This window comes from Microbacterium jejuense (assembly GCF_019511665.1).
Taxonomy (GTDB): Bacteria; Actinomycetota; Actinomycetes; order Actinomycetales; family Microbacteriaceae; genus Microbacterium; species Microbacterium jejuense_A.
Genome location: NZ_JAEUAW010000019.1, coordinates 1 through 26197, shown reverse-complemented (window position 1 = coordinate 26197; position 26197 = coordinate 1). Strand labels below are relative to the sequence as shown.

The window sequence follows — 26197 nt, the reverse complement described above, 5'->3', positions numbered from 1 at the left end:
GCGGATCAGGCCGTGAGGGCGAGCGTCTCGGCCGTCTCGCCGAGGGTCGCGCGTGCGACCTCGGGTCGCGGGTTGAGCGTCTCGCCGTAGCTCGGGATCAACTCGCGCAGGCGCGGCTCCCACTCGGCGATCCGGTCGGGGAAGCAGGTCTTGAGCAGGCCGAGCATGATCGACACCGCCGTCGAGGCCCCCGGCGAGGCGCCGAGCAGGCCGGCGATCGTGCCGTCGGCGCCCGTGACGACCTCGGTGCCGAACTGCAGCACGCCGCCCTTCTCGGGGTCCTTCTTCATGACCTGGGCGCGCTGACCGGCCTGGATGAGCGTCCAGTCCTCGTCCTTCGCCGTCGGCATGAACACCCGCAGGCTGTCGACCTTCTTCTTGTGGTTCTTCACCAGCTCGCCGAGCAGGTACGTGATGAGGCTCGGGTTGTCCCACGCCACCTTGAGCATCGGGCCGAGGTTGCCCCACCGCACCTGGCCGACGATGTCGAACCACGAGCCGGTCTTGAGGAACTTCGGGCTGAATGTCGCGAACGGACCGAAGAGCAGGGATGCCTCGCCGTCGACCATGCGTGTGTCGAGGTGCGGCACCGACATGGGCGGGGCACCGACCGACGCCTGCGAGTACACCTTGGCCTGGTGCTGCGCGACGATCGCGGGGTTCGAGGTCTTGAGGAACTGCCCGCCGATGGGGAACACGCCGTAGCCCGAGATCTCAGGGATGCCCGAGCGCTGCAGGAGCTTGAGCGCCCATCCGCCGGCCCCCACGAACACGAACTTCGCGCGGATCTCGCCCGGCGTGCGGCCGATCGTACGGCGGTAGCCCACCTTCCACGTGCCGTCGGCCAGGCGCTTGAGCCGGCGCACCTCGGTGTTGGTGCGCACGTCGGCACCCGACTCCGCGAGGCGGTCGAACAGCTGGTGCGTGAGCGCGCCGAAGTCGACGTCGGTGCCGGCCGGCATGCGCGTGGCCGCGAACGGCTCGCCCTTGCGGCGCTTCTGCATCAGCAGCGGCGCCCACTGGTTGATGACGCGCGAGTCCTCGCTGTATTCGATGCCCTGGAAGAGCGGCTGGTCCTTGAGCGCCTCGTAGCGCTTCTTGAGGTACGCGACATCCTTCTCGCCGCGCACGAACGTCATGTGCGGCGTCGAGTTGATGAACGTCGTGGGGGCGTCCAGCACGCCCGCCTCGACCAGCGACGACCACAGCTGACGACTCTGCTGGAACTGCTCGTTGATCGAGATCGCCTTCGCCGGGTCGACCGAGCCGTCCTTGCCCTCGGGCATGTAGTTCAGCTCGCACAGGGCCGCGTGACCGGTGCCGGCGTTGTTCCACGCGTTCGAGCTCTCCAGTGCGACATCGCTGAGCCGTTCGAACACGGCGATCCTGAGGTCGGGCTGCACCTGGTGCAGCAGCGTCCCCAGCGTCGCGCTCATGATCCCGCCGCCGATCAGCAGCACGTCGACGGTCTCGACGTGAGAGGCGGGGGCGTGGACGGATTCAGCGGGCGTATCGGTCACCCGTCAATCCTAGTTCGCCGCCACCGCACCGACGTCGCCGCGAAGGCCAGCCGAGCCGGGCCTGCTGTCCACCATGTACGAAGGGGATGCCGCGGCTCGCGGCATCCCCTTCGTGACAGGTGTGCTGATCAGGCGTTGGCGCCGAGCTTCGCCGCGATGAGCTCCGCGATCTGCACGGCGTTCAGGGCAGCGCCCTTGCGCAGGTTGTCGTTCGAGATGAACAGCACGAGGCCCTTGCCCTCGGGCGCCGACTGGTCGGCCCGGATGCGCCCGACGTAGCTGGGGTCGGTGCCCGCCGCCTGCAGCGGCGTCGGGACCTCTTCGAGCTTCACGCCGGGAGCGGACGAGAGCACCTCGCGAGCACGGTCGGGGGTGATGTCGCGCGCGAACTCGGCGTTGATCGACAGCGAGTGGCCGGTGAGCACGGGGACGCGCACGCACGTGCCCGCGACACGGAGGTCGGGCAGCTCCAGGATCTTGCGGCTCTCGTTGCGGAGTTTCTTCTCCTCGTCCGTCTCGTTGAGACCGTCGTCGACGAGGTTGCCGGCGAACGGGATCACGTCGAACGCGATGGGCGCGATGTACTTCTCAGGCTGCGGGAAGTCGAGGGCCGCGCCGTCGCGGGCGAGCCGTTCGACGTCGCCCTGCGCGAGCACGCCCTCGAGCTGGCCGAGCAACTCCTGGACGCCCGCCAGACCCGAGCCGCTGACGGCCTGGTAGGTGCTGATGATGAGGCGCTCCAGTCCGGCCTCGGCGTCGAGCACCTTGAGGATCGGCATGGCGGCCATCGTGGTGCAGTTCGGGTTCGCGATGATGCCCTTGCGCGCCTCGGCGATCGCGTGCGGATTGACCTCGCTCACGACGAGCGGCACGTCGGGGTCCATGCGCCACGCGCTGGAGTTGTCGACGACGGTCGCCCCGGCCTCCGCGAAGCGCGGCGCGTACGCGCGGCTGCCGGTCGCTCCCGCGGAGAAGAGCGCGATGTCGATGCCCGAGAAGTCGGCGGTCGCGACATCCTCGACGGTGACGGCCTGACCCTGGAACACGACGTCGGAGCCGGCCGAACGGGCCGTCGCGAACGCCCGGATCTCGCGCACCGGGAACCCGCGCTCCTCGAGGATGTCGAGCATCGCACCGCCGACCTGGCCGGTGGCGCCGACGACGGCGACGGAGAGTCCTGAATCGGAGATGCGGGTCATGGCGTGTTCCTCAGCGTGGGGCAGGGCGGTGGAGCGGACGCGCGGGCACCGTCGGACGCGCGGGGTTCCGGCGATTCTACCGCCGCTCCGGGATGCCTCGGCCCGTCGTTACGCCGGGCGGACGGCGTGCCGCGGCCGCCGGCATCCACTCGACGGACCATGCGGGAACGTCTGCGCTATCGAAATCGGCACCCGCGCCCGAATACAACGACAGCGCTTGCCGATTTCGACAGCGCACACGGAACGGTCGGGACGAGAAGTGCCACGAGTGCCGGTTTCGGCAGCGCGAACGGCGCGCCGCGCGGACGGGGAGGGTGGATGCCGGCGCCTCCGGCATCCACTCGCGTGAGGTGCGGGCTTCAGGCGAGGGGCAGACGGAGCTTGAACCCGACGTGCGACGGGGTGAAGCCGAGCCGCTCGTAGAAGCGGTGGGCGTCGACGCGTGCGGCGTCGGACGTGAGCTGAATCAGGCTGACGCCGAGCGCAGGGGCGGCGACCTCTTCGACCCAGCGCATCATGGCGGCCCCGATGCCCGATGAGCGGCGGTCGCGCGCGACATGGACGGTCTCGATCTGCAGGCGGTCGGAGCCGGCGCGCGCGAGGCCCGGGATGACCGTGAGCTGCATCGTGCCGATGAGACGTTCGCCGTCGGTCACCACCAGCTGCGCATTCGCCGGATCGGCCGCAATCCGGGCCAGAGCGCGGGCGTAGGCCGGCCGCTGCTCGTCGCGCGCGTCGTCGCCGCGCGCGGCGCTGATGGGGTCGTCCGACAGGAGCGCCACGAGCGCGTCGAGGTCGTCAGGACGGGCAGCGCGGAGCGTGACGTCGCCGTCGCGTGCGGTCAGCGTGACCGGGAGGTCGAGCGCCGCGATCACGCGGGTCAGCGACCGGTGCCGGCGTGGACGACCGCTTCGACGTCGCCGTCGAGGCCGTACGCCGAGTGCACGACACGCGCGGCCTCTGCGAGGTCGTCTCCGCGCACCACGACCGAGATGCGGATCTCGGACGTCGAGATCATCTCGATGTTGATGCCCGCCACGCTGAGCGCCTCGAACAGCGTCGCCGAGACGCCGGAATGGGTGCGCATGCCGGCGCCGACGACCGACAGCTTGCCGATCTGGTCGTCGTGCACGAGGCTCTCGAACCCGATGTCGGCCTGGTCGCCCGCGAGCGCCTTGAGAGCCGTCGCGGCGTCGGTCTTGGGGAGGGTGAACGAGATGTCGGTGCGGCCGGTGGTCGCCGCCGACACGTTCTGCACGATCATGTCGACGTTGGCGCCGGACTTCGCGATCACCTTGAAGATCTCGGCCGCCTTGCCGGGAACGTCCGGCACGCCGATGACGGTGATCTTGGCCTGGCCGAGGTCGGTGGCGACTCCGGCGACGATGGGCTCTTCCATCTCTTCTCCCTCTTGGCCGTCGGGAGCGGTCATCCCCGGGCCGAGCACGTAGGTTCCCACGCCCGAGCTGAACGTGGAGCGGGCGTGGATCAGCACGCCGTGGCGGCGCGCATACTCGACGGCGCGGATGTACAGCACCTTCGCGCCGTTCGCCGCGAGCTCGAGCATCTCTTCGGCCGACACGACGTTGAGCTTGCGGGCCCTCGGGACGACGCGCGGGTCGGCGGTGAAGATGCCGTCGACGTCGCTGTAGATCTCGCACACGTCGGCGTCGAGCGCGGCGGCGAGGGCGACCGCGGTGGTGTCGGACCCGCCGCGGCCGAGCGTCGTGATGTCGCGGGTGTCGCGGTTGAAGCCCTGGAACCCGGCGACGATGACGATCGCGCCCTCGTCGAGCGCCTCGCGCAGACGGATCGGCGTGACGTCGACGATGCGCGCCGACCCGTGGTCGGCGGTCGTGATCATGCCGGCCTGGCTGCCGGTGAACGAGCGCGCCTCGAACCCCATCGAATGGATCGCCATGGCCAGCAGCGCCATCGAGATCCGCTCACCGCTCGACAGCAGCATGTCGAGTTCGCGGGGCGCGGGGATCGGCGCGACCTGGCCTGCGAGGTCGAGCAGCTCGTCGGTGGTGTCGCCCATCGCGCTCACGGCGACGACGACGTCATGCCCCGCGCGACGCGTGTCGACGATCCGCTTAGCGACCCGCTTGATGCTCTCGGCATCCGCGACCGACGATCCGCCGTACTTCTGGACGATCAGCGCCACGATGAAACTCCACGCGTGTGTTGAGGGGCCGGATGCCGCACCCGACGTTCCATCTTACGGAGGCGTTCATGCGGCCCCGGCCATGTGTCGGGCGCGTGGACGGACGTCAGCCGGTGGCGACGGGAGGCAGGTCGCTGTCGGAGCGCGGCGCACGGAAAGTGCCGCCGGTCGCGGCCAGCCAGCACCCGACGATGACGAGCGGGAAGCCGATGAGCAGGCCCGGGGTGAGGGGCTCACCGAGGATGACGGTCCCCAGCACGATCGCCACCACCGGGTTGACGTAGGTGAACAGCGGCGCGCGCACCGGCCCCACGCGCTTGATGAGCGCGAAGAAGGTGATGAACGCGATCGCGGTGCACAGCACGGCGAGGGCGATGAGCGACGCGGTGCTCGCGACCGTCGGCACCTGATGCTGCGTCAGGAACGCGATGGGCGTGTAGAAGATCCCCACCGCGAACAGCGCGAGCGTGATGGACCCGAGCGAGGGAACGTCGCGCAGCTTCGTGGCGATGACGAACGGCGCGATCGCGTACAGCAGCGCCACCAGCAGCACCTCGCCGACGGCGATGAGGCCACCCCCGCCCTCGATGGCGAGTCCCGGACCCGCGACGATGACGAACACGCCCGCGAATCCGACGACCAGGCCGATGGCGCGCCACGGGCTGAGCACCGACCGATCGCCACCGCCGAACGCGATGATCGCGGCGAACAGCGGCACGGTGGCCACCAGCAGTCCGGTGAGCCCCGAGGGCAGCGTCTGCTCGGCATGCCCGAGCAGCAGGAACGGCCCCGCCATCTCGATCGCGCCGAACAGCAGCACCCAGCCGATCTTCGCGAAGGCCGGGCGCAGCGCCTTGGCGCGGATCGCGAACGGCAGCAGCAGGACGGCCCCGAGAAGCGTGCGCCCCGCGACCACGGCCGCCGGCGAGTACGACTCGACCGCGATGCTGATGAACAGATACGGGATGCCCCACAGCAGCGCCATCGCGGCGAAGAGCAGCCACGCACGGGTGTCGAACCGCTGGACAGGATTCATCCGGGAGCCTCCGTGGCTGTCGTCGTCATCGGATCAGGATCACCCGGGCGGCCGGCCGGCACGAGGATCGCGAGCGCCACTCTACGACCGATGACCGACACGGCGTCGGCCGCGGCGGGCTCAGACCGAGCGCCGGCCCTCGAACGCGCGCCCGAGGGTGACCTCGTCGGCGTACTCGAGGTCGCCGCCGACGGGAAGACCCGACGCCAGGCGGGTCACCGAGATCTCGAGCGTGTGCAGCAGGCGGCTGAGGTAGGTCGCCGTCGCCTCCCCCTCGAGGTTCGGGTTGGTCGCGAGGATGACCTCCTGCACCGTGCCGTCGGCGAGGCGCTGCATCAGCTGCGCGATGCGCAGGTCGTCGGGCCCGATGCCGGCGATGGGGCTGATGGCGCCGCCGAGCACGTGGTACAGCCCGCGGAACTCGCGCGTGCGCTCGATCGCCGCGACGTCCTTCGCGTCCTCGACCACGCAGATGAGCGTCTGGTTGCGGCGGGGGTCACGGCAGATGGAGCAGCGCTCCTGCTCGGAGACGTTGCCGCACACCTCGCAGAAGCGCACCTTCTCGCGCACCTCGGCGAGCAGCTCGGCGAGGTGCGACACGTCGAAGTTCGGCGTCTGCAGGATGTGGAATGCGATGCGCTGCGCCGACTTCGGCCCGATGCCGGGAAGGCGGCCGAACTCGTCGATCAGGTCTTGGACGATGCCGTCGTACATGGCCTAGCTGAACCTCGTGGGGGGCTCGTAGGGCTCCTCGCCGACGAAGGTGGCACCGAGCATCTGGCGCACCACTGCTTCTCCGTACCGCTGGATTCCGTTGTTCGAAGTGGCCGCGGCGCTGTCGTTCCGCGGACGCACGAGCGGCGGTGCGACGGTCGGCGGCAGGGGCGCCTCAACCGGGGCGCCCGATTCGTCGAGGTCGGTGTCGTCGTCGATCTCTTCGTCGCGGTCGACCGCGGGTTCCAGATCCGTGCGCGGCAGCACGTCGCCGTCGTGCGGCGCCTGCTGGGGCGGTGCAAGTGTGGCGACGCGGGCGCGCGCAGCGTCGTCCGGCTCATCGTCGACCGCGAACTGCCCCATGCTCGGCATCGCGGCGGGACCGGGATCGGGCGGCGGGGCCTCGTCGTCGGAGGGGATCGGCGCGACCGCCCAGTCCGTGACGGGCGCCGCAGCGGCCGAAGCCCTCGGTGCCGAAGGAGCGGATGCCGCAGCCCGTGGTGCCGGCGGATTCGACGCCGATGCCCGTGGAGCCGTGGCGGTCGACCCCGCGGGACCGGACGGACCGGCCTGCGCCCGCGGAGCCGCCGGTCCCCCGGCTGCGGCCGGGCCTGCGGCGGTGGCCGGGCCTGCGGCGGCGGCCGGCGAAGGACCGGACGCAGCGGGTGCGACCGGCGCCGATCCGCGGGCGGAAGCGCCACCGCCACCGGGGCCGGGCTCGGCGAGACGCGGCAGGAACTTCACCTGGACGCCGAAGAGCTGCTCGATCGCGCTGCGCACGTCGAGGAACGCGCCCTGGCCCTGCGGCTTGGGCTTGAACTTCGTGAGGTCGCCCGCGCTGCTGAACTCGAGCGCGACCACGTGGTCGTCGCCGTTCGCCGTGACGGCGAGGGGGCGGGATCCGGTCGCGACCATCCACGACGATCGGCTGATGCCCTCGAGCCGCGACAGCACGTCCGGCCAAGCGGCCACGAGGTTGTCGGTGGTGAGCTCGCGCGGCGCGGCGGGCTCGGGCGCGGGCGCCGGGGCAGGTGCCGGTGCCGAGACCGAGCGGACCGTCGACGCGGGCGTTTCGTCTCGCTCGCTCCTCGGTCGCTCAACGACCGGAACAGTGGCGGCCGGAACCATCGCGGCCGGTGCCGTCGGGGCTGCGGCGTCCGCTCCCCTCGCCAGCACGCGCGCGACCATCAGTTCGAGCTGCAGCCGCGGCGAGGTTGCACCGGTCATGTCGTCGAGCGTCGCGATGACGAGGTCGGCGATGCGCGACAGGCGCGACGTGCCGAAGGCGTCGGCCTGTCGCTGCTTGCGCGCGAGGTCGTCCGCCGACACGCCGCGGAGCACGGCGGCCGCGCCCGGGCCGGTCGCGGCGACCACGATGAGATCGCGCAGGCGTTCGAGCAGATCGTCGACGAAGCGGCGCGGGTCCTGACCGGTCTGCACGACGCGGTCGACCGCCGAGAACGCCGCCGCCGCGTCGGACGCGCCGAACGCGTCGATGACCTCGTCGAGCAGCTCGTCGGGCGTGTAGCCGAGCAGTGCGACCGCTCGCGCGTACGTGACACCGCCCTCGTCGGAGCCGGCGATCAGCTGGTCGAGCAGCGACAGCGTGTCTCGCGGCGAGCCGCCGCCGGCACGCACCACGAGGGGCAGCACGCCGGGCTCGACCTCGACGCCCTCCTGCGCGCACAGCTGCTCGACGTACTCGAGCATCGCGGCGGGCGGCACGAGCCGGAACGGATAGTGGTGGGTGCGCGAACGGATCGTGCCGATGACCTTCTCGGGCTCGGTCGTCGCGAAGATGAACTTGACGTGGTCGGGGGGCTCTTCGACGAGCTTGAGCAGCGCGTTGAAGCCCTGCGGCGTCACCATGTGCGCCTCGTCGAGGATGAAGATCTTGAAGCGGTCGCGGGCCGGGGCGAACACGGCGCGCTCGCGCAGGTCGCGCGCGTCGTCGACGCCGTTGTGGCTCGCGGCGTCGATCTCGACGACATCGAGCGACCCGCCTCCGCCGCGGCCGAGCTCGATGCAGCTGTCGCACTTTCCGCACGGAACGTCGGTCGGCCCCTCGGCGCAGTTGAGGCAGCGTGCGAGGATGCGGGCGGACGTCGTCTTGCCGCACCCACGGGGGCCCGAGAACAGGTACGCGTGGCCGACCCGGTCGCCGCGCAGCGCGGTCATCAGCGGTTCGGTGACCTGTCCCTGCCCGATCATCTCGCCGAACGACTCGGGCCGGTAGCGGCGATAGAGGGCTGTGGTCACTCCCCCAGCCTACGGCGTGGGCCCGACATCGTGCCCGCCGCGGAGCGCCCCGATGTCGGCCCCGGCTGGCAGACTCGGCGCATGGCGATGATCGGCACCCCCGGCGGCACTCCCGAGCGCCCCGCCGTGTTCTTCTCGGGTCCCGACGAGTTCCGCGCGTGGCTGGAGGCCAACCACGACACGGCCACCGAGCTGTGGATGGGCCTGTACAAGAAGCACGTGGCCGATCGCCCGCTGACATGGGAGCAGGCCGTTCCCGTCGCGCTGTGCTTCGGCTGGATCGACTCGGTCGCTCAGCGCATCGACGACGACGCCGTGCGCCAGCGCTGGTCGCCGCGCAAGCCGTCGAGCAACTGGTCGAAGGTGAACATCGAGCTCGTCGAGCAGCTCATCGCCCAGGGCCTCATGACCGAGGCCGGGCTCGCGGCGTACGCCCGCCGCCGCGACGACCGCACCGGCGTGTACTCGCATGAGAACCCCGACCAGTCCCTGCCCCCTGAGTGGGCCGCCCGCGTCGCGGCCGACCCGGCGGCGACGGCGTTCCTCGACGCCGCGACGCCGACCTACCGGCGGCAGGTGATCCACTGGGTGCTGTCGGCCAAGCAGGAGGCCACGCGCGAACGGCGCCTCGCGCAGCTCATCCATGACAGCGCGGCGGGCGAGCTCGTGCCGTTCCAGCGCTACGGCGACGTGCCGAAGTGGGTGGCACGCGCCGCCGAGGCCGCTCGGGCGGCGGCCGCCGGCGAGGCGTGAGCCGCGGCATCCCTTCGTCGCTGCACCGTGCCGCCGACGTCAGTCGTGCGCGGCGGCCTCGGTCTCGGTGACGATGATCGGGATCGTCGAGGTCACGGTCGGCACGGACGCCGACAGCAGCGAGCCGTCCTCGCGGCGCGCCTCGCCCAGCTGCCGCAGCGTGGGGCGCCCGGCGATGACCGGTCCTTGACCGTCCAGAGCCACGACGACCTCTTCGCCCGCGCCCACGACGTACCCGACCCCGCGCACGCTGAACCCGACGGGGTCGCCGTCGCCGGCCTTCACGCGGAGCTCGTCGCGGGTGACTGAGACGTCCAGCGCCGTTCCGTGCCAGTGCAGCGTGAACTCCAGCGACGGCCACGCCGCCGGCAGTCGCGGATCGAACGAGAGCTCGCCGAAGTGGTCGCGCATGCCGCCGAAGCCCGACACCAGCGCCGTCCACACGCCGCCCGCCGACGCGACATGCACGCCGTCGGCCGCGTTGTGGTGCAGGTCGGCGAGGTCGACGAAGATCGACTGCCGGAAGTAGTCCAGCGCGAGGTCCTGGTACCCCACCTCGGCCGCGAGGATCGACTGCACGACCGCCGACAGCGTCGAGTCGCCCGTGGTCAGCGGGTCGTAGTACTCGAAGTCGGCGAGCTTGTCCTCCGGCGAGAAGTGGTTGCCCTGCAGGAACAGCGCGAGCACGACGTCGGCCTGCTTCAGCACCTGGTACCGGTAGATCACCAGCGGGTGGAAGTGCAGCAGCAGCGGGCGCTTGTCGGCCGGAGTGTTCTCGAGGTCCCACACTTCGCGCTCGAGGAACACGTGGTCCTGCGGATGGATGCCGAGGCTCGGGCTGAACGGGATGTGCATGGCCTCGGCGGCCCGGTCCCACGCCTCGGGCTCGCCGGGTTCGAGGGCGAGTCGGTCGACCATCTGCCGGTACACCTCGCCGTCGATCTCGGCCATCTCGCGGACGGTGCGCGCAGCGAAGCGCAGGTTGAAGCGCGCCATGACGTTCGTGAACAGGTTGTCGTTGACGACCGTCGTGTACTCGTCCGGCCCGGTGACGCCGTGGATGTGGAAGACCTCGCCGTCGCCGGCCCCGCTCGCGCCGGCCGCCCCGTCGCTGGAGCGCCAGAAGCCGAGCGTCGCCCACAGGCGTGCGGTCTCGACGGCGATGTCGACGCCCTCGCGGTAGAGGAACTCGTCGTCGCCCGTCGCGCGCACGTACTTCGCCAGTGCGTAGCTCACGTCGGCGTTGATGTGGTACTGCGCGGTGCCCGCCGCGTAGTACGCGGAGGCCTCCTCGCCGTTGATGGTGCGCCACGGGAACAGGGCTCCGGCCTCGTTGAGCTGGAACGCACGGCGGCGCGCGGCGGGCAGCATGAGGTAGCGCATGCGCAGCGCGTTGCGCGCCCACAGCGGGGTCGTGTACGCGAGGAACGGGAGCACGTAGATCTCGGTGTCCCAGAAGTAGTGGCCTGAGTAGCCCGACCCCGTCATGCCCTTGGCGGGCACGCCTTGGCCGTCGGCGCGCGCCGACGCCTGCGCGAGCTGGAACAGGCACCAGCGCGTGGCCTGCTGCAGGTCGTCGTGACCGCCGATGCGCACGTCCGATCGCTCCCAGAACCCGTCGAGCCACGCGCGCTGCTGGGTGCGGATCGCCTCGACGCCCTCGCCCAGGGCGCGGTCGAGGGTGCGGCGGCAGCGGTCGACGAGCTCGCGCGCGGGCACGCCCCGCGACGTGTGGTAGCTGACGAGCTTGGTGACCCGCACCGGCACGCCGGCCTTGGCCTGCACGCGGAACACGTTCTTGGCGATGTCGGGCTCGATGAGCGAACGCGCGCTGTACTCGTTCTCGGTCTCGACGAGGTGGTCGGCGATCACGGCGAGCGACATCCCGGACTCGGTCACGCGGTACGACAGCGCCGCGCGCGTGCCGTCCTGCCAGTACTCCTGCGGCTGCAGCACCCGCTCGTGGATGCGCTCGGCCTTGCGCGGGTCGAACGCGGCCTTGGCTCGCCGCGTCGGCGGCGTGCCGCCGTACACGTCCTCGCCGTCCTGGCGGTTGATCATCTGGCAGCTGACGGTCACCGGCGCATCGGCGTTGAGCACCGTGACGTCGACCGACATGACCGCCAGGTGCTTCTCTTCGAACGACACGAGGCGCTCGAAGTCGATGCGCACCTCCTTGCCCGACGGCGTCACCCACAGGATGTGACGGCGCAGCACGCCCTCGCGCATGTCGAGCACGCGCTCGTACTCGCGCACGTCCGCGACGTCCAGCGACAGCGGCTCGTCGTCGACGTAGACGCGCATGACCTTCGCGTCCGGTGCGTTGACGATGGTCTGCCCGACCTCGGCGAACCCGTACGCCTGCTCGGCGTGGCGGATGGGGAACGTCTCGTGGAATCCGTTGATGAACGTGCCGTGCTCGTGCGCGAACCGCCCCTCGGGGTGGTTGCCGCGCAGCCCCAGGTAGCCGTTGCCGACGGCGAACAGCGTCTCGGTGACGCCGGCGTCGTCCACGTCGAACGACGTCTCGACGAGCCGCCACGGGTCGACGGGGAACCGATCGCGATCGATCATCGTACGAACTCCTCCAGGTCCTTCACCACCACATGGGCCCCGGCATCCACCAGGTCCTGCACGCCGACTCCGCGGTCCACGCCCACCACCAGGCCGAAGCCGCCCGCAGCCGCGGAGCGCACTCCGCTGATGGCGTCCTCGACCGCGGCACTGCCCGCGGGCTCGACCCCCAGCATCCGCGCCGCTTCGACGAACACGTCGGGAGCGGGCTTGGAGGCGAGGTGGTCGCGCTCCGCGATCACACCGTCCATCACGACCGCGAAGCGGTCGCGGATGCCGGCGGCCGCCAGCACCTCTTCGGCGTTCTTCGAGCTCGACACCACGGCGACCGGGGTTCGGGCCTCGGCCAGGACGTCGAGCAGGCGCAGCGATCCAGGATACGCGTTGATCCCGTCAGCGCGGAGCACGCGCTCGAAGACGGCGTTCTTGCGGTTGCCGATGCCGCACACCGTGTCGGCGGTGACCGGGTCGGACGGATCGCCCCACGGCACCTCGACGTCGCGCGAGCGCAGCAGGCTCGCCACCCCGTCGTAGCGCTTCTTGCCGTCGAGGTGGTCGAAGTAGTCGCGCTCGGTGTACGGGGGCGTGATGCCCCACGCCGCGAAGAGCTCTTCGAACATGGTCTGCCACGCGTGCATGTGCACTTCGGCGGTCGGTGTGAGCACGCCGTCCAGGTCGAACAGCACGGCGTCGTAGGCGGTGAGATCGGGAAGGGCGTCCATGGGCTTCAGGGTACGTGGGGCACGTTACGCGCGGGAGACGGCGAGCGTCTGTCGCGCGATCTCGAGCTCTTCGTCGGTGGGCACGACGAGGACGGTCACGCGCGAGGCGTCGGTCGAGATGACGCGGATGCCGCGGTCCGGGCTCTCGTTGCGGTCGGGGTCGATCTCGACGCCGGCGAAGCCGAGCGTTTCGAGGGCGCCGGCGCGCACGAGGGGCGTGTTCTCGCCGACACCCGCGGTGAACGAGATGACGTCGGCCCCGCCGAGCTGCGCGAGGTAGGCGCCGGCGTACGCGCGCAGGCGGTGGACGTAGACCTCGAACGCGAGCACGGCCCGCTCGTCGCCGCGCTCGATGCCGGCGCGGATGTCGCGCAGGTCGTTGGAGCCGGCGAGGCCGAGAAGACCGCTGCGCTTGTTGAGCAGATCGTCGAGGGCGTCGACGTCCATCCCGGCGCGCCGGGTGAGCTGCAACAGCACGGCCGGATCGATGTCGCCGGACCGTGTGCCCATGACGAGGCCCTCCAGCGGTGTGAACCCCATCGACGTGTCGATCGAGCGTCCGCCGTCGATCGCGGTGACCGACGCACCGTTGCCCAGGTGGAACACGATCTGCTTCAGCTCGTCGAGCGGGCGGCCGAGGAACGCGGCCGCCGCCTCGCTCACGAACTTGTGCGACGTGCCGTGGAACCCGTACCGGCGGATGCGATGGGATGCCGCGACCTCGGCGTCGATCGCGTACGTAAAGGCCGCGGGGGCCAGGGTCTGGTGGAAAGCGGTGTCGAACACGGCGACGTGCGGCACGTCGGGGAACGCGCGCCGGGCCGCGCGGATCCCCGCGAGGTTGGCGGGGTTGTGCAGCGGCGCGAGCACCGACAGCTCGTCGATGTTGATCTCGACGAGGGGCGTGATGAGGGTGGGCTCGAAGAACCGCGCACCGCCGTGCACCACGCGGTGCCCCACCGCGACCGGCGGCTGTTCGTCGAGCGACGGGCCGTCCGATGCGAAGGCCTCCAGCATGACCGCGAAGCCCGCGGTGTGGTCGGGGATCGGCAGCTCGCGCGTGCGCGTCGCGTCGAGGAAGGCCGGGGCCGGGCCGTCGGTCGGCGTCGCGTAGACGGTGTGGCGCGCGACGCCCACCGCCTCGCCGATCCGCTCGACGAGGCCCGACGCGAGCGTGCGCTCTGTCGCCATGTCGAGCAGCTGGTACTTGAACGACGAAGAGCCGCTGTTGATGACGAGCACGGTTTCGTCTCGCTTCGCTCGCTCGACCACCGGACTGCTCACTCCCCCTGCGCCTGGATCGCCGTGATGGCGATGGTGTTCACGATGTCGTCGACCAGCGCGCCGCGCGACAGGTCGTTGATCGGCTTGTTGAGCCCCTGCAGCACGGGGCCGATCGCGACGGCGCCGGCCGAGCGCTGCACGGCCTTGTAGGTGTTGTTGCCGGTGTTGAGGTCGGGGAACACGAAGACCGTCGCGCGCCCGGCGACCTGGGATCCCGGCATCTTGGCCGCCGCCACGGCGGCGTCGGCGGCGGCGTCGTACTGGATCGGCCCTTCGACGAGCAGCTCGGGCGCTCTCGTACGGACGAGGGCGGTGGCATCCCTCACCTTCTCGACGTCCGCGCCGGAGCCGGACTCGCCCGTCGAGTACGACAGCATCGCCACTCGCGGGTCGATGCCGAACTGCGCGGCCGTCGCGGCGGACGAGATGGCGATGTCGGCCAGCTGCTCGCTCGTAGGATCGGGGATCACGGCGCAGTCGCCGTAGACGAGCACGCGGTCGGCGAGCGCCATGAGGAAGACGCTCGAGACCACCGAGACGCCCGGCCTGGTCTTGATGATCTCGAACGCCGGACGGATGGTGTGCGCGGTGGTGTGGGCGGCGCCCGACACCATGCCGTCGGCCAGGCCGAGGTGCACCATCATCGTGCCGAAGTACGAGACGTCGGTCACGGTGTCGGCCGCTTGCGCCACCGTCACGCCCTTGTGGGCGCGAAGGCGCGCGTACTCCTCGGCGAACTTGTGCACGTGCACGGCGTCCAGGGGCGACAGCACCTCCGCGCCCTGGATGTCGATGCCGAGCTCGATCGCCCGTGCGCGCACCTCGAACGGCTCGCCGAGGATCACGAGATCCGCGATGCCGCGCTTGAGCACCGTCGCCGCGGCGCGCAGCACGCGGTCGTCGTCGCCCTCGGGCAGCACGATGCGCTTGCGCTGCGCGCGAGCCCGCTCGATGAGCTGGAACTCGAACATGAGGGGCGTGACGACCGTGGCGCGCGCGACGCCGAAGGCGGTCAGCAGCTCGTCGATGTCGACGTTCTGCTCGAAGAGCGACAGCGCGGTGTCGTAGCGCCGCTGCGAGTCGGCGGCGAGGCGCCCGCGGGTGCTCATGATGCGCACGGCCGTCTCGTACGTGCCGAGCTCGGTCGTGATGATCGGCACCTTCGAGCCGAGCCCGTCCAGCAGGCGCGTGACCGGCTCGGGCAGCTCGAAGCCGCCGTTGAGGACGATGCCCGAGATCGACGGGAAGGTGCCCGACGCGTTGGCCAGAAGCGTCGCGAGCAGCACCTCGGAGCGGTCGGCCGGGATGATGACGACCCCGCCCTCGAGCAGCCGCGGCAGCACGTTCACCATCGACATGCCCGCCACCACGACCCCCAGAGCCTCGCGGGTGAGTCGATCGGGGTCGCCCGAGAGCAGCTCGCCGTCGACGGCCCGCATGATGCCGCGGATCGACGGTGCGACGAGGAAGCGGTCCTCGGGGATCGCCCACACCGGCACGGGCGCCGTGCCGGGAGCGGGGGCGGAAGTGGATGCCGCGACCGCGCGCCGGATCTCGATGATCGTCTCGGCGGTCAGCGCCGGGTCGGCACGGTTGGCGACGACCGCGAACAGCTTGGCCCTGCCGTGTGCGAGCTCGGCGAGCGCGAGGTCGGCGATCTGGCCCACCTCGGCGGGCGTGCGCGCCACCGACGAGCCCAGCTGCTCGGGCCGGGTCTGGCTCTGCGCCGACCGCCCGCCGAGCACCAGCAGCACGGGCGCGCCCAGGTTCGCGGCGATGCGCGCGTTGTAGGCGAGCTCGGCGGGGCTGCCGACGTCGGTGTAGTCGCTGCCGACGATCACGACCGCATCGCACTGCGCCTCGACGGCCTTGTACCGCTCGACGATCGTCGCGAGAGCCGCGTCGGGATCGCGGCGCACGTCGTCGTAGGTGACGCCCACGCAGTCGTCGTACGGCAGGTCGACGCCGTCGTGGTCGAGCAGCATCTCGAGCACGTAGTCGCGCTCGACGGTCGATCGCGCGATCGCCCGGAACACCCCCACGCGCGGCGTCGCATGGCTCAGCGCGTCGAGGACGCCGAGTGCGACGGTGGACTTGCCCGAGTGGCCCTCTGCCGACGTGATGTAGATGCTCTGCGCCACGCGTCCAGCCTAGGGTCGCCCGGCGACACGGCGACAGGCGACCGCCGGGAAAAGTAAGACTCTCCGCGAACCCGGCAGAGCCTGGTTACCCTTGCTACGTTTCCGTCCTGGGGGAGTTGGCCTGGATGCCGCCTCGCGGAGAGCTGACTCGAGTCTACCTGGTCCGCGAGGTGGGGAGTCACACGACCAGCGGACCGAGGCGCGCAGCAGCCGGCTTCAGCACAGTGAGCACCTCGGTGGGATCCTCCGCGCGGCGCCGCGAACCCGAGAACCCGAGTGCGCCGGCGAAGCCGCCGGCGCCGTCGAGGATGGGCACGGCGACGCAGCCGTATCCGGGTGCGAGTTCGCCGAGCTGGCGAGTGGCCCCGATCTCTTCGAAGTCCCGGACGGCGCCGGGATCGGCGACACCGCGCTCCACAAGGAGCAGGCGGCCGATCGCGAAGCGGTCGGGCTCGCGCACGAGTCGCACGGCGTCCGACAGCGGGAAGTCGGGGTCGGCGTCGACCACCGTCAGCCGCCCGTTCACGAAGAACACGACATGGACACCTCCGCGCAGGGACGCGCGGGTGTCGGCGAGGACGCCGCGCGCCGCCGAGGTGAGCCGTGCGGGCGGCGCGGCGACGCTGGCCAGCTGCACGACCTTGGCACCCAGCGCGAAACCGGCGAGGTCCGGCGTGCGCACCAGGTACTCGTCCTGCACGAGGAGATTGAGGAGCCGGTACGTCGTCGCGCGCGGCAGCCCGAGCTCGCGCGAGATGTCGCGGGCGCTCGCGCCGGCGCCGAGGCGCGCGACGGCTTCGAGCACCGTGAGTGCGCTGTGCACGGCTTTCGGCTGGCGCGCGGTCAGCGTGGGCGCCGCGCGTCCGTCAGTCACCGCCGCTCCGCTCGTCGCGCGCGACACCGCCCAGAACCTGCGAGGCGACCGGCTCGTCGTACGATCCGATCCGCGCCAGCGACCGGCGGCCGCGCCGCAGCCGGTACGCCACCGCGACGCCTGCGATCACGGCGAGGGCGAGGACGATCCACAGCGCCGGGCTTCCCGCGGCGGCATCGACCGCGAAGAACGTCACGAGCGCACCGGTGAGCGCGACCGCGGACGCGCTGGCGGCGACCGCCGTTCCGGGCGTCAGCTCGCCGATGCGGCGCAGGAACACCGGCGCGGCGACGCAGACCAGGATGTAGCCGACGATGTAGCCCGCCCCGCCGACGGCGATCGTCATGTGCATCGCCGCGCGGACGTCGAGCCCGCCCAGCAGCAGGAGGAACGGAACGCCGGCGATCACCGGGAACGCGAGTGCGACCGCCCCGATGGGTGTGCCGAAGCGCGGATGCGCACGACCGGCCGGGGCGGGAAGGACGTCGTCGCGACCCATCGTGAACAGGACGCGGGTGAGGGCCGTGGTCGATCCGATCGCGCAGGCGAGGAAGGAGGCAGCGATGCCGACGTCCGCCACCACGCCCCAGCCGCCGAGACCGTATGCGGACGCCAGCTCGTTGATGGGCGAGGCGCTGTCGGCCAGCGGAGCGCCGAGGGCGTCGAACCCCGCGACCTGGGCGATCGCCGCCAGCACGTAGAGGCCGCCCGAGAGCACCACCGTCCACACGATGGCCCGCGGCACGGTCCGAAGCGGCGACCTCGCCTCGACCCCGAGTGTCGAGGCGCTCTCGAACCCCACGAAGGCCGTGATGGCGATGACGGAACCGGCCGCGAGGGCCGCCGGGTCGAAGCCGTCGAGACCGAGCGCCTGCACGGGGTCGATCGGACCGATGCGCACGAGCAGCACCACCAGCAGCACCGCGATCAGCGCCACCGACAGCACCTCGACCACCAGCGCGATGCGGGATGAGAGGCGGATGCCGCGCACCAGGACGACGGCCACGAAGGCCGACTCGGCGGCGAGTGCGGCGGCCAGCCCGCCAGGCCCGCCGGCGGCCGGCCAGAGCGGCTGCACCAGGAAGGTGAGGTAGTACGCGCCCCCGAGCAGCGCGAACATCGCGATGGCGCCGTAGCCCACCAGCACCGCCGCACCGGCCGCAAGGCCGGCACCGGGCCCGAGACCGCGCGCCGTGTACGTGTAGAGCGAGCCGGCGGCGGCGAAGCGGCGGGCGAACTGCGCGATCGTGCGCGCCACCAGCAGGCTGAGCACCCCGGCCAGCACGATCGACAGCACGGTGGCGGCCGGCGAGATCCCGGCGACCAGCAGCACGACGGTGGTCGCGGCCGCGGCCGGTGCGACAGCGGCGACCGACTGCGCGAGGACGTCGAGGAAGCCGACGCTGCGACGGTCCAGGCCGTACAGGGGCGAGCGCGCCCCGAACTCATGGACGGGGTCAGGACGCGCGATCGCGCGCTCGAGTGCGGTCATGTCGCCTCCGGTGGTGCGCGCTCGACGCTATCCGGCCGCGGTTGCCGTCCGGCTTCCCGTGTGTTTCGCGGGTGTATCGCCCGAATGAGACGCCCCGCGGCGACCGTCTCAGTCGGCGTGCGGGAGGTTTCATCGGCGGGAGACGGCCGCGCAACCGGGCGGCGCGAGGCTCGCAGCATCCCGTTCCCGCTCGTCCCGGAGGTCCCGCCATGACCCAGCTCGAATCGAAGGGAGTCGCCGCCTCCGCCACGCGGACGCTCACCGGCTCGCTCGGAGTCACCGCCATCGTGTTCATGGTGGTGGCCGCCGCGTCCCCGCTCACCGTGATCGGCGGCGCCGCGCCGCTCGGCATGCTCCTGGGCAACGGGATCGGCTTCCCCGCCCTCTACGCGATCAGCGCGGTCATCCTGCTGCTGTTCTCGGTGGGCCTGGCGGCGATGACCCGCCATGTGCCCAAGCCGGGCGCCTTCTTCACGTACGTCGGCTACGGTCTCGGCCGCTCGACGGGCCTCGCCAGCGCGTGGGTCGCCATGCTGACCTACACGACCATCCAGGTGTCGGTGTACGGCTACATCGGGTACATCCTGTCGGTCACGCTGCAGTCCCTCGGCGGCCCCGCACTGCCCTGGTGGCTGATGTCGCTCGCGACGATCGCCGTCGTCGGCGTGCTGGGGTACCGCCACATCGACCTGTCGAGCAAGGTGCTGGGCGTTCTGCTGATCGCCGAGGTCGGGATCGTGCTCGCGATGGTGGTCGTCGTGACCGCGACCGGCGGCGCCGAGGGGCTGAGCCTTGCCCCGTTCGAGCCGGCAAACATCGCGAGCGGCTCCCCCGGCGTCGGGCTGATGTTCGCGATCGCGGCCTTCATCGGGTTCGAGGCCACCGCCATCTTCCGCGACGAGGCGAAGGACCCGAACCGCACGATCCCCCGTGCGACCTACGCGGCCGTCATCGGGATCGGCGTCTTCTACACGCTCGCCTCGTGGGGCCTGGTCATGGCGTGGGGTCCGAGCGGCGTGATCGACAAGATCGCCGAGGACCCCGGCACGTTCATCATCGCGACGATGGCCCGCTACCTCGGACCGTTCGGCGAGATCGCGGTCAACGTCCTCCTCATCACGGCGATGTTCGCGTGCGTCCTGTCGTTCCACAACGTCGTCACGCGCTACCAGCACTCGATGGCGAACGCCGGAGTGCTGCCCGACAAGCTCGGCGGCGTCCACGCCAAGCACCTCTCGCCGCACGTGTCGTCGCTCGTGCAGACCGGCACCGCGGTCGTGCTCATCGCCGTCTTCGCCGCGCTGGGCCTCGATCCCGTGCTGCAGGTGTTCACGTGGTTCGCCGGCGTCGCGACGCTCGCGATCGCGATCCTCATGGCCGTGACCTCGGTCGCCGTCATCGTGTACTTCGTGCGGACGAAGAAGGACGGCCGTGTGTGGAACACCGTCGTCGCCCCCGCACTGGGCTTCGTCGGGCTGGTGCTGTCGGCGGCCCTCATCGTGGCCTACTTCCCGATCATGGTCGGCGACGTCGACGTCGACGGGAATCCCGTGTTCGGCGCGGTCAGCTGGTTCCTGCTCGGGCTCGTCGTGGCCGTGCCGGTCATCGGCTATGTGCAGGCCGCCTGGATCAAGCACCGGCGTCCCGCCGCCTACGCCAAGCTCACCGACTCGATCGCCGGCTGAAGCCCGCGACCGATCCCGCCCCACCGCGTCACCCGCAGCAAAGGAGAACCATGACCATCACCGACATCGCGACCGCCCCGGGCTTCGCCGCACCGCCGGCGCCCCGGCATCCGCTCGCCTCGCTCACCCCCGCCGAGATCGAAGCCGTCCGCGCGATCGTGCTCGGGCTGGACACGACGAACGACGCCACGCGGTTCGCGTACGTCGGCCTCGAGGAGGCGCCCAAGCCGCAGGTGCTCGAGTGGGAGGCGGGGACCGGCCCGCTCCCTGAGCGGCGGGCCCGCGTGCAGCTGCTCGACATGCGCTCCGCTCTGTCGCTCGACCTGGTCGTGTCGCTCGCGACGGGTGAGGTGGTCTCTTCGACGACGCTCGACGGGACGGCCGGGCAGCTCCCCATCCTCGACGCCGAGTTCGAGGAGGTCGGGATCATCGCGAACGAGAGCGAGGAGTGGGTCGCCGCTCTCGCCGCACGCGGTCTGACCCCGGACGACGTCGTGCTCGTGCCGCTGTCGGCGGGCAACTACGGGTACGAGGACGAGGCCGGGCGCCGCATCCTCCGCACGTTCGCCTTCCAGCAGTTCCACCCCGCCGACCACCCGTGGGCGCATCCCGTCGACGGGCTCACCGCCTACATCGACGTCGCGGCGCGCACGCTCATCAAGATCGTCGACAACCCCGGCTACGCCGTACCGCAGACGAGCGGCAACTACGACGATCCCGAACTGCAGGGCGCGCCGCTGGAGGGCCTCACGCCCATCGTGATCACCCAGCCCGAGGGGTCGAGCTTCACCGTCGACGACGAGCACGTGACGTGGGGCGAATGGGACTTCCGCATCGGCTTCGACACGCGCGAGGGCCTGATCCTGCGGCAGCTCTCGTTCGCCGGGCGCCCCGTCATGTACCGCGGGTCGATCAGCGAGATGGTCGTGCCGTACGCCGACCCGCAGCCGAACCGCTTCTGGCAGAACTACTTCGACACCGGCGAGTACCTGTTCGGCCGCTACACGAACGAGCTCGAGCTCGGCTGCGACTGCGTGGGCGACATCACCTATGTGGATGCCGTCCTGCCCGACGAACTGGGGATGCCGCGCACCGTACGCAACGGCGTCTGCATGCACGAGGAGGACTTCGGGTCGCTGTGGAAGCACACCGACCTGTTCACGGGAGCCTCCGAGGTGCGGCGGTCGCGCCGCCTCGTGATCTCGTTCTTCACGACGGTCGGCAACTACGACTACGGCTTCTTCTGGTATCTGTACCTCGACGGCACCATCGAGTGCGAGGCGAAGCTGACCGGCATCCTGTTCACGTCCGCCTACCCCGGTCTGAACGAGGACGGCTCGCCCTACGGCTTCGCGTCGGAGGTCGCACCGGGGCTCGGCGCGCCGTACCACCAGCACCTCTTCTCGGCGCGGCTGGACATGACCGTCGACGGCGTGGCGAACGTCGTCAACGAGATCGACGCCGTGCGGGTGCCGATCTCGGCGGCGAACCCCGCGGGCAACGCCTTCACTAAGAGCGTCACGCCCATCGCCTCCGAGAAGGAGTCCGGCCGCCTCGCCGACGGCGCGCGCAACCGCGTGTGGCAGATCGCGTCGACCGAGAGGACGACGTCGATGGGCCAGCCGACCTCGTACGTGCTGTTCCCGACCGAGACGCCGGTGCTGCTCGCCGACGACGAATCCTCGATCGCCTCTCGCGCGGCCTTCGCCACGAAGAACCTGTTCGTCACCAAGTACGACCCGGCCGAGCGCTACGCCGCGGGCGACTTCGTGAACCAGCATCCGGGCGGCGGCGGCATCCCCGCCTTCATCGAGGGCGACGAGCCGCTGATCGGCGAGGACGTCGTGCTGTGGCACACGTTCGGCCTCACCCACTTCCCCCGCAACGAGGACTGGCCGGTGATGCCCATGGACTACGCGAAGTTCACCCTGAAGCCGTACAACTTCTTCGAGCGCAACCCCACGTTGAACGTGCCCGCCCCCGAGTCCGCGCACTGCTCGACGTCCGGCGCTCACGGACACGACTCGAGCGCCCACGGTCACGCGCACAGCGAGCACCACCACCACGGTTGATCCGTGACGGAACTGCTCCACGCCTGGGCCATCGCCCCGGCCGCGCTCGGCGCCTGCTGTCTGGCAGCCGATCGCGGCCGGGCGCGGTGGCCCGACGCCGTCGCGACGCTGCTCATGCTGGCCGCGATGGTCGACTCCGTGCTCACCCGCGTCGTCGCGCCGGTGTACTGGGCGGCGGCGATGCTCGTGACGGCGATGGCGGTGGCCGCAGCGAGCTCGCCCCGCCGCCGGCGCGTCCCGCCCGCCGGCCTGCGCAACGGCATGGTCGTCCACACCGCCCTCGGGCTCGTCGCCATGGCCGCCCTGCAGCTCGGCATGGCGCACGGCGCGCCGGCCGCCGCGGTCCCGAGCCCCGCCGCCGCGCACGCGCACGGCGGTTCCGGAACGCCGCTGCTGGAGGCCGCGCTGATCGCCGGGGCGATCGCGTACGCGGTGCTCTCGGCCGGCCTGCTCACCCGCTCGCACCGCGCTCTCGATCGCGTGCAGCTGGCCTGCATGGCCGTCTCGGTGCTGCTGATGGGCGTCGCGGCCCTCGCCTGAGCCGCACGCCGCGGCCGCCGGCATCCAGCGATCTCCCAGTGCCGCGCCCCGCGCGCCGTGGTTAGGATCGAGCCGTGGGCGAGGACGCCCGCGTCCACCCGCCGAACCGCCTGATGGGAGGCGGAACAGGAGGCCTCGATGGTCGATACCGCCACGGATGCGCAGATGACCGGGACGGATGCCGCGACGCGCGCGTCCGGAACGCTCACGGCGGAAGGGTTCGCGCGGGTCACCGACGCGATCCTCGACGCCGTGGGCAGCGTCATCGACGGCAAGCCCGACGCGGTGCGCAGCGCCCTGGTCTGCCTGCTGGCGGAGGGGCATCTGCTGATCGAGGACGTGCCGGGCGTCGGCAAGACGATGCTCGCCCGGGCGCTGGCGACCTCCGTCGACGCGACCGTGCGCCGCATCCAGTTCACCCCCGACCTGCTCCCCGGCGACGTCACGGGCGTGAGCGTCTTCAACCCGGTCGAGCGCGAGTTCGAGTTCAAGCCGGGAGCGATCTTCGCGAACATCGTCATCGCCGACGAGATCAACCGCTCCTCCCCCAAGACGCAGTCGGCGCTGCTGGAGGCCATGGAGGAGCGACAGGTCACCGTCGACGGCCGCACCCACTTCGTGCCCGAGCCGTTCCTCGTCGTCGCGACGCAGAACCCCCTCGAGATGGAGGGCACGTATGCGCTGCCCGAGGCGCAGCGCGACCGGTTCATGATGCGCATCTCGATGGGATATCCGGACGCGCGGTCCGAGGCGCTCATGCTGCGCCAGCGCGACACGGTCAACCCGCTCGATCAGCTGAAGGCCGTCGTGTCGGCGGACCAGGTGACGAGCCTCATCGCGTGGGCGCGCGCCGTCCACGTCGCCCCGGCGATCGAGGACTATGCGGTGGCGCTGTCGCAGGCCACGCGCACGCATGCCGACCTGCGCCTGGGCGCGAGCCCCCGCGCGACGCTGCAGCTGGTGCGCGCCGCCAAGGTGTGGGCGGCGCTCGACGGGCGGTCGTTCGTCATCCCGGACGACATCACGGCGCTGCTGCTGCCCGTGTTCGCGCACCGCCTCATCCCGACCCGCTCGGCGGGCGGCGCCCGGGCCGGCACCGCGGCCGATGCCATCACCACGATCCTCGAACGCGTCGCCGCGAGCGTGCGCGTGCCCATCGCCGCGCGGCAGTGAGACCGGGCGACCAGGGGACGACGGGGAGGTTGCGATGAGACGGGCGTGGCCGCTCACCGTGCGGGGCACCGGCGCCGTCGTGCTCGCCATCGGGTGCTTCATCGTGGCGAACGAGGCGGGCATCGTCGAGCTCATGTACTTCGGCATCCTGCTGCTGGCTACGGTCGCCGCGAGCGTCGCGTCGCTATACCTCGGCCGGCGCACGGACGTCGTGACGCGCTCGCTCGTGCCCGATGTCGCCGCCGTAGGGCGCGAGACGATGGTCTCGGTGCGGGTCGGCGTGCGCACGGCGCTGCCGACGCCGCCGGGCACGTGGCGCGACGCGCTTCCGAAGGGACTCCGCGGCGTGACCGAGGGACCGTTCCCGGCGCTCGGCTCGGGGCTGCGCGGCGGGGCGGGCGGCGGCGAGCGCGTCGTCAACCTGACCTATACGATCACCGGGGCGCGGCGGGGCGTCCACTCCATCGGGCCTCTGACGGTCACCTCGTCCGATCCGTTCGGGCTGGCGCGGCGCACCATCGCCTTCTCGGGCCGCACGCCGGTCACCGTCGCCCCCGCGGTGATCGACCTCTCACCGCTCATCGACTACGCCGGCGCCACGGGCGGCACGCTGCACACCACGACGAACCAGATCGGCCAGGGTGCCGACAACCTCGTCGCGCGCCCGTATGCGCCCGGCGATTCGATGCGTCGCATCCACTGGCGCGCCACCGCGCACCGCGACGAGCTGATGGTGCGGCAGGAGGAGCAGGAGTCCACGCCCGAGGCGACGGTCGTCCTCGACCGGTCGGCCGAGCGGTGGTCGGCGGAGGCGGTGCGCGAGCCCGGCGCCGACCCGGCCTTCGAGGCGGGCGTGTCGGCGTGCGTGTCGGTGGTCGCCCGGCTGGTGCACGACGGGTACGCGGTCGAGGTGATCGACAGCGAGGGGCACGTGCTCGCCGAGCGCATCGACGGCGGCGACATGACGGAGGTCGACCGCATGCTGGCGCAGTTCGCCACGGTCACCGCGCAGCGCGACGACCTGCTGGGGCGGCTGCCGCGGCTTTTCACCGGCATCTCGACGGGTCCGGTCGTGGTGATCGTCGGCCGGTTCGAGCCGGTCGACGCCGACGCCCTGGCGCCGGTGGCCCACCACAGCACGATGCCTCTCGTGCTCTCGACCGATCCCGTGGGCGACGCGCTCGACCGCGCCGCCGACCACGGCTGGCACATCGCCCGCATCGACCCCGACCGCGACCTCTCGGTCGCGTGGGGCAACGCGGTCGGACGCGGGGTGAGCCATGTCCTCGGCTGACTCCGAACGCGGCGCGCGCCGCAGCGGCCAGCGCCTCCTCGCCTTCGCGATCCTCGCCGCGCTGCTCGCGGCGCTGCTGCCGGTCGCCCGCGTGGTGCAGTCGGGAGCGTGGCTCATCGGCGCGCTGGCGCTCGCGGCCCTCGTGCTCGCCGCCGGCTACAACGCCCGCCGGCTCCGGCTCCCCGCCGTCGCGGTCACCCTCATCGAGCTGGCCGTGTGGGTCGTGTTCATGACGCTCGTGTTCCTTCGCGACACGGCGCTGCTGTGGGTGATCCCGACCCTCGACACCTTCCGGGCCGTGCCCATCCTCATCGGCAACGCGACGGAGGAGATCACGCTGGGCGCCGCCCCGCTCGAGCCGACGCTCTCGCTCGCCTTCGTGGTCGTCGGTGCGATGGGGCTGCTCACGATCATCGTCGATCACGTCGTCGTGACGGCGCGGATGCCGCTGCTGGGGTCGGTCGGCATCATCGCCGTCTCGCTCATCCCGGCGATCGCCGTGCCGGGCGACGTCGACGTGATGGGGTTCGTGTTCCTGGCCATCACCATCCTCTTCCTCATCCGGTCCGAGACGCGTTCGCGCGAGAAGCCCCTGGAGCGGGAGGCGGAGCGCACCGCCGGCGTACCCGCGACCGCGGTGGGGATCGGCGCGATCGCGATCGTGGTGGCCGTCATCTTCGTGACGGTGACGGCGTTCA

Annotated in this window: 20 protein-coding genes and 1 other RNA gene; 7 read left to right on the top strand and 14 right to left on the bottom strand. The window is 71.4% G+C overall.

All coding sequences use genetic code 11. The annotated features are described in order from the left end of the window. Positions 1 to 5 precede the first annotated feature (5 nt). The 7 genes from mqo to JNB62_RS17425 form a co-directional block, all read right to left on the bottom strand. Positions 6 to 1520, bottom strand: a complete 1515-nt coding sequence (gene mqo, locus JNB62_RS17455) for a malate dehydrogenase (quinone) (protein ID WP_220302174.1) — start codon at positions 1518 to 1520, stop codon at positions 6 to 8. A gap of 128 nt (positions 1521 to 1648) precedes the next feature. After that, positions 1649 to 2719, bottom strand: coding sequence for an aspartate-semialdehyde dehydrogenase (locus JNB62_RS17450; protein ID WP_220302173.1), 1071 nt, complete (start codon positions 2717 to 2719; stop codon positions 1649 to 1651). Positions 2720 to 3078: 359 nt separating this feature from the next. Then, positions 3079 to 3594 (bottom strand): GNAT family N-acetyltransferase, encoded by a 516-nt coding sequence (locus JNB62_RS17445; protein ID WP_220302172.1) that lies wholly within the window; start codon positions 3592 to 3594, stop codon positions 3079 to 3081. A gap of 5 nt (positions 3595 to 3599) precedes the next feature. Then, on the bottom strand, positions 3600 to 4886 hold the full coding sequence (locus tag JNB62_RS17440; RefSeq protein WP_220302171.1) for an aspartate kinase: 1287 nt from the start codon (positions 4884 to 4886) through the stop codon (positions 3600 to 3602). 106 nt (positions 4887 to 4992) lie between these two features. After that, entirely contained in the window at positions 4993 to 5922 is a 930-nt protein-coding gene (locus JNB62_RS17435) for a DMT family transporter (RefSeq protein ID WP_220302170.1), read from the bottom strand. Positions 5923 to 6042: 120 nt separating this feature from the next. Next, positions 6043 to 6636, bottom strand: a complete 594-nt coding sequence (recR, locus tag JNB62_RS17430; protein ID WP_018172655.1) for a recombination mediator RecR — start codon at positions 6634 to 6636, stop codon at positions 6043 to 6045. Between the two features lie 3 nt (positions 6637 to 6639). Beyond that, the gene (locus JNB62_RS17425; RefSeq protein WP_220302169.1) at positions 6640 to 8895 is read right to left on the bottom strand and encodes a DNA polymerase III subunit gamma and tau; all 2256 of its coding nucleotides are present in this window, start codon (positions 8893 to 8895) and stop codon (positions 6640 to 6642) included. An 81-nt stretch (positions 8896 to 8976) separates the two neighbouring features. Between JNB62_RS17425 and JNB62_RS17420 the strand changes: the two genes are divergently transcribed. Next, a complete protein-coding gene (locus JNB62_RS17420; protein ID WP_220302168.1) occupies positions 8977 to 9648 on the top strand; it encodes a YdeI/OmpD-associated family protein in 672 nt (223 codons plus the stop codon). A gap of 39 nt (positions 9649 to 9687) precedes the next feature. Here JNB62_RS17420 and JNB62_RS17415 read toward each other — a convergent pair whose 3' ends face one another. The 7 genes from JNB62_RS17415 to JNB62_RS17385 all read right to left on the bottom strand — a co-directional run bounded on the left by JNB62_RS17415 (position 9688) and on the right by JNB62_RS17385 (position 18735). Beyond that, the gene (locus JNB62_RS17415; RefSeq protein WP_220302167.1) at positions 9688 to 12222 is read right to left on the bottom strand and encodes a glycoside hydrolase family 65 protein; all 2535 of its coding nucleotides are present in this window, start codon (positions 12220 to 12222) and stop codon (positions 9688 to 9690) included. Beyond that, entirely contained in the window at positions 12219 to 12944 is a 726-nt protein-coding gene (locus JNB62_RS17410) for an HAD family hydrolase (RefSeq protein WP_220302166.1), read from the bottom strand. The genes JNB62_RS17415 and JNB62_RS17410 overlap by 4 nt, the downstream gene beginning before the upstream one ends. Positions 12945 to 12968: 24 nt before the next feature. Next, a complete protein-coding gene (locus JNB62_RS17405; protein WP_308291840.1) occupies positions 12969 to 14228 on the bottom strand; it encodes an acetate/propionate family kinase in 1260 nt (419 codons plus the stop codon). After that, positions 14225 to 16369 carry a phosphate acetyltransferase gene (pta, locus tag JNB62_RS17400; protein ID WP_220302165.1) on the bottom strand — a complete coding sequence of 715 codons (2145 nt, stop codon included), beginning with the start codon at positions 16367 to 16369 and terminating at the stop codon, positions 14225 to 14227. Before pta ends, JNB62_RS17405 begins: the two co-directional genes overlap by 4 nt. A gap of 51 nt (positions 16370 to 16420) precedes the next feature. After that, positions 16421 to 16517, bottom strand: an RNA gene (gene ffs / locus JNB62_RS17395) — signal recognition particle sRNA small type. 30 nt (positions 16518 to 16547) lie between these two features. After that, positions 16548 to 17243, bottom strand: a complete 696-nt coding sequence (locus tag JNB62_RS17390; protein ID WP_220302164.1) for a helix-turn-helix domain-containing protein — start codon at positions 17241 to 17243, stop codon at positions 16548 to 16550. After that, complete coding sequence (locus JNB62_RS17385; protein ID WP_220302163.1) at positions 17236 to 18735, bottom strand: APC family permease; 1500 nt, start codon at positions 18733 to 18735, stop codon at positions 17236 to 17238. Before JNB62_RS17385 ends, JNB62_RS17390 begins: the two co-directional genes overlap by 8 nt. A 209-nt stretch (positions 18736 to 18944) precedes the next feature. On the opposite strand from JNB62_RS17385, the gene JNB62_RS17380 reads away from it, so the two are divergent. The 6 genes from JNB62_RS17380 to JNB62_RS17355 all read left to right on the top strand — a co-directional run. Next, positions 18945 to 20420 carry an APC family permease gene (locus tag JNB62_RS17380; RefSeq protein ID WP_220302162.1) on the top strand — a complete coding sequence of 492 codons (1476 nt, stop codon included), beginning with the start codon at positions 18945 to 18947 and terminating at the stop codon, positions 20418 to 20420. 50 nt (positions 20421 to 20470) lie between these two features. Next, positions 20471 to 22492, top strand: coding sequence for a primary-amine oxidase (locus tag JNB62_RS17375; protein ID WP_220302161.1), 2022 nt, complete (start codon positions 20471 to 20473; stop codon positions 22490 to 22492). 3 nt (positions 22493 to 22495) lie between these two features. Next, positions 22496 to 23032, top strand: coding sequence for a hypothetical protein (locus JNB62_RS17370; protein WP_220302160.1), 537 nt, complete (start codon positions 22496 to 22498; stop codon positions 23030 to 23032). A 165-nt stretch (positions 23033 to 23197) separates the two neighbouring features. After that, complete coding sequence (locus tag JNB62_RS17365) at positions 23198 to 24205, top strand: AAA family ATPase (RefSeq protein ID WP_220302208.1); 1008 nt, start codon at positions 23198 to 23200, stop codon at positions 24203 to 24205. Positions 24206 to 24239: 34 nt separating this feature from the next. After that, entirely contained in the window at positions 24240 to 25499 is a 1260-nt protein-coding gene (locus JNB62_RS17360) for a DUF58 domain-containing protein (RefSeq protein WP_220302159.1), read from the top strand. Further along, positions 25486 to 26197 (top strand): transglutaminaseTgpA domain-containing protein (locus JNB62_RS17355; RefSeq protein WP_220302158.1); only part of this gene is annotated, 712 nt, incomplete at its 3' end. The genes JNB62_RS17360 and JNB62_RS17355, both read left to right, overlap by 14 nt.

Excerpts from the sequence above, each read along its gene's own strand:
- JNB62_RS17420 (WP_220302168.1), top strand. The coding sequence starts at position 8,977 with ATGGCGATGATCGGCACCCCCGGCGGCACTCCCGAGCGCCCCGCCGTG.
- JNB62_RS17450 (WP_220302173.1), bottom strand. The coding sequence starts at position 2,719 with ATGACCCGCATCTCCGATTCAGGACTCTCCGTCGCCGTCGTCGGCGCC.
- JNB62_RS17365 (WP_220302208.1), top strand. The coding sequence starts at position 23,198 with ATGACCGGGACGGATGCCGCGACGCGCGCGTCCGGAACGCTCACGGCG.
- JNB62_RS17360 (WP_220302159.1), top strand. The coding sequence starts at position 24,240 with ATGAGACGGGCGTGGCCGCTCACCGTGCGGGGCACCGGCGCCGTCGTG.
- JNB62_RS17375 (WP_220302161.1), top strand. The coding sequence starts at position 20,471 with ATGACCATCACCGACATCGCGACCGCCCCGGGCTTCGCCGCACCGCCG.
- recR (WP_018172655.1), bottom strand. The coding sequence starts at position 6,636 with ATGTACGACGGCATCGTCCAAGACCTGATCGACGAGTTCGGCCGCCTT.
- JNB62_RS17435 (WP_220302170.1), bottom strand. The coding sequence starts at position 5,922 with ATGAATCCTGTCCAGCGGTTCGACACCCGTGCGTGGCTGCTCTTCGCC.
- JNB62_RS17410 (WP_220302166.1), bottom strand. The coding sequence starts at position 12,944 with ATGGACGCCCTTCCCGATCTCACCGCCTACGACGCCGTGCTGTTCGAC.
- JNB62_RS17380 (WP_220302162.1), top strand. The coding sequence starts at position 18,945 with ATGACCCAGCTCGAATCGAAGGGAGTCGCCGCCTCCGCCACGCGGACG.
- JNB62_RS17415 (WP_220302167.1), bottom strand. The coding sequence starts at position 12,222 with ATGATCGATCGCGATCGGTTCCCCGTCGACCCGTGGCGGCTCGTCGAG.
- JNB62_RS17385 (WP_220302163.1), bottom strand. The coding sequence starts at position 18,735 with ATGACCGCACTCGAGCGCGCGATCGCGCGTCCTGACCCCGTCCATGAG.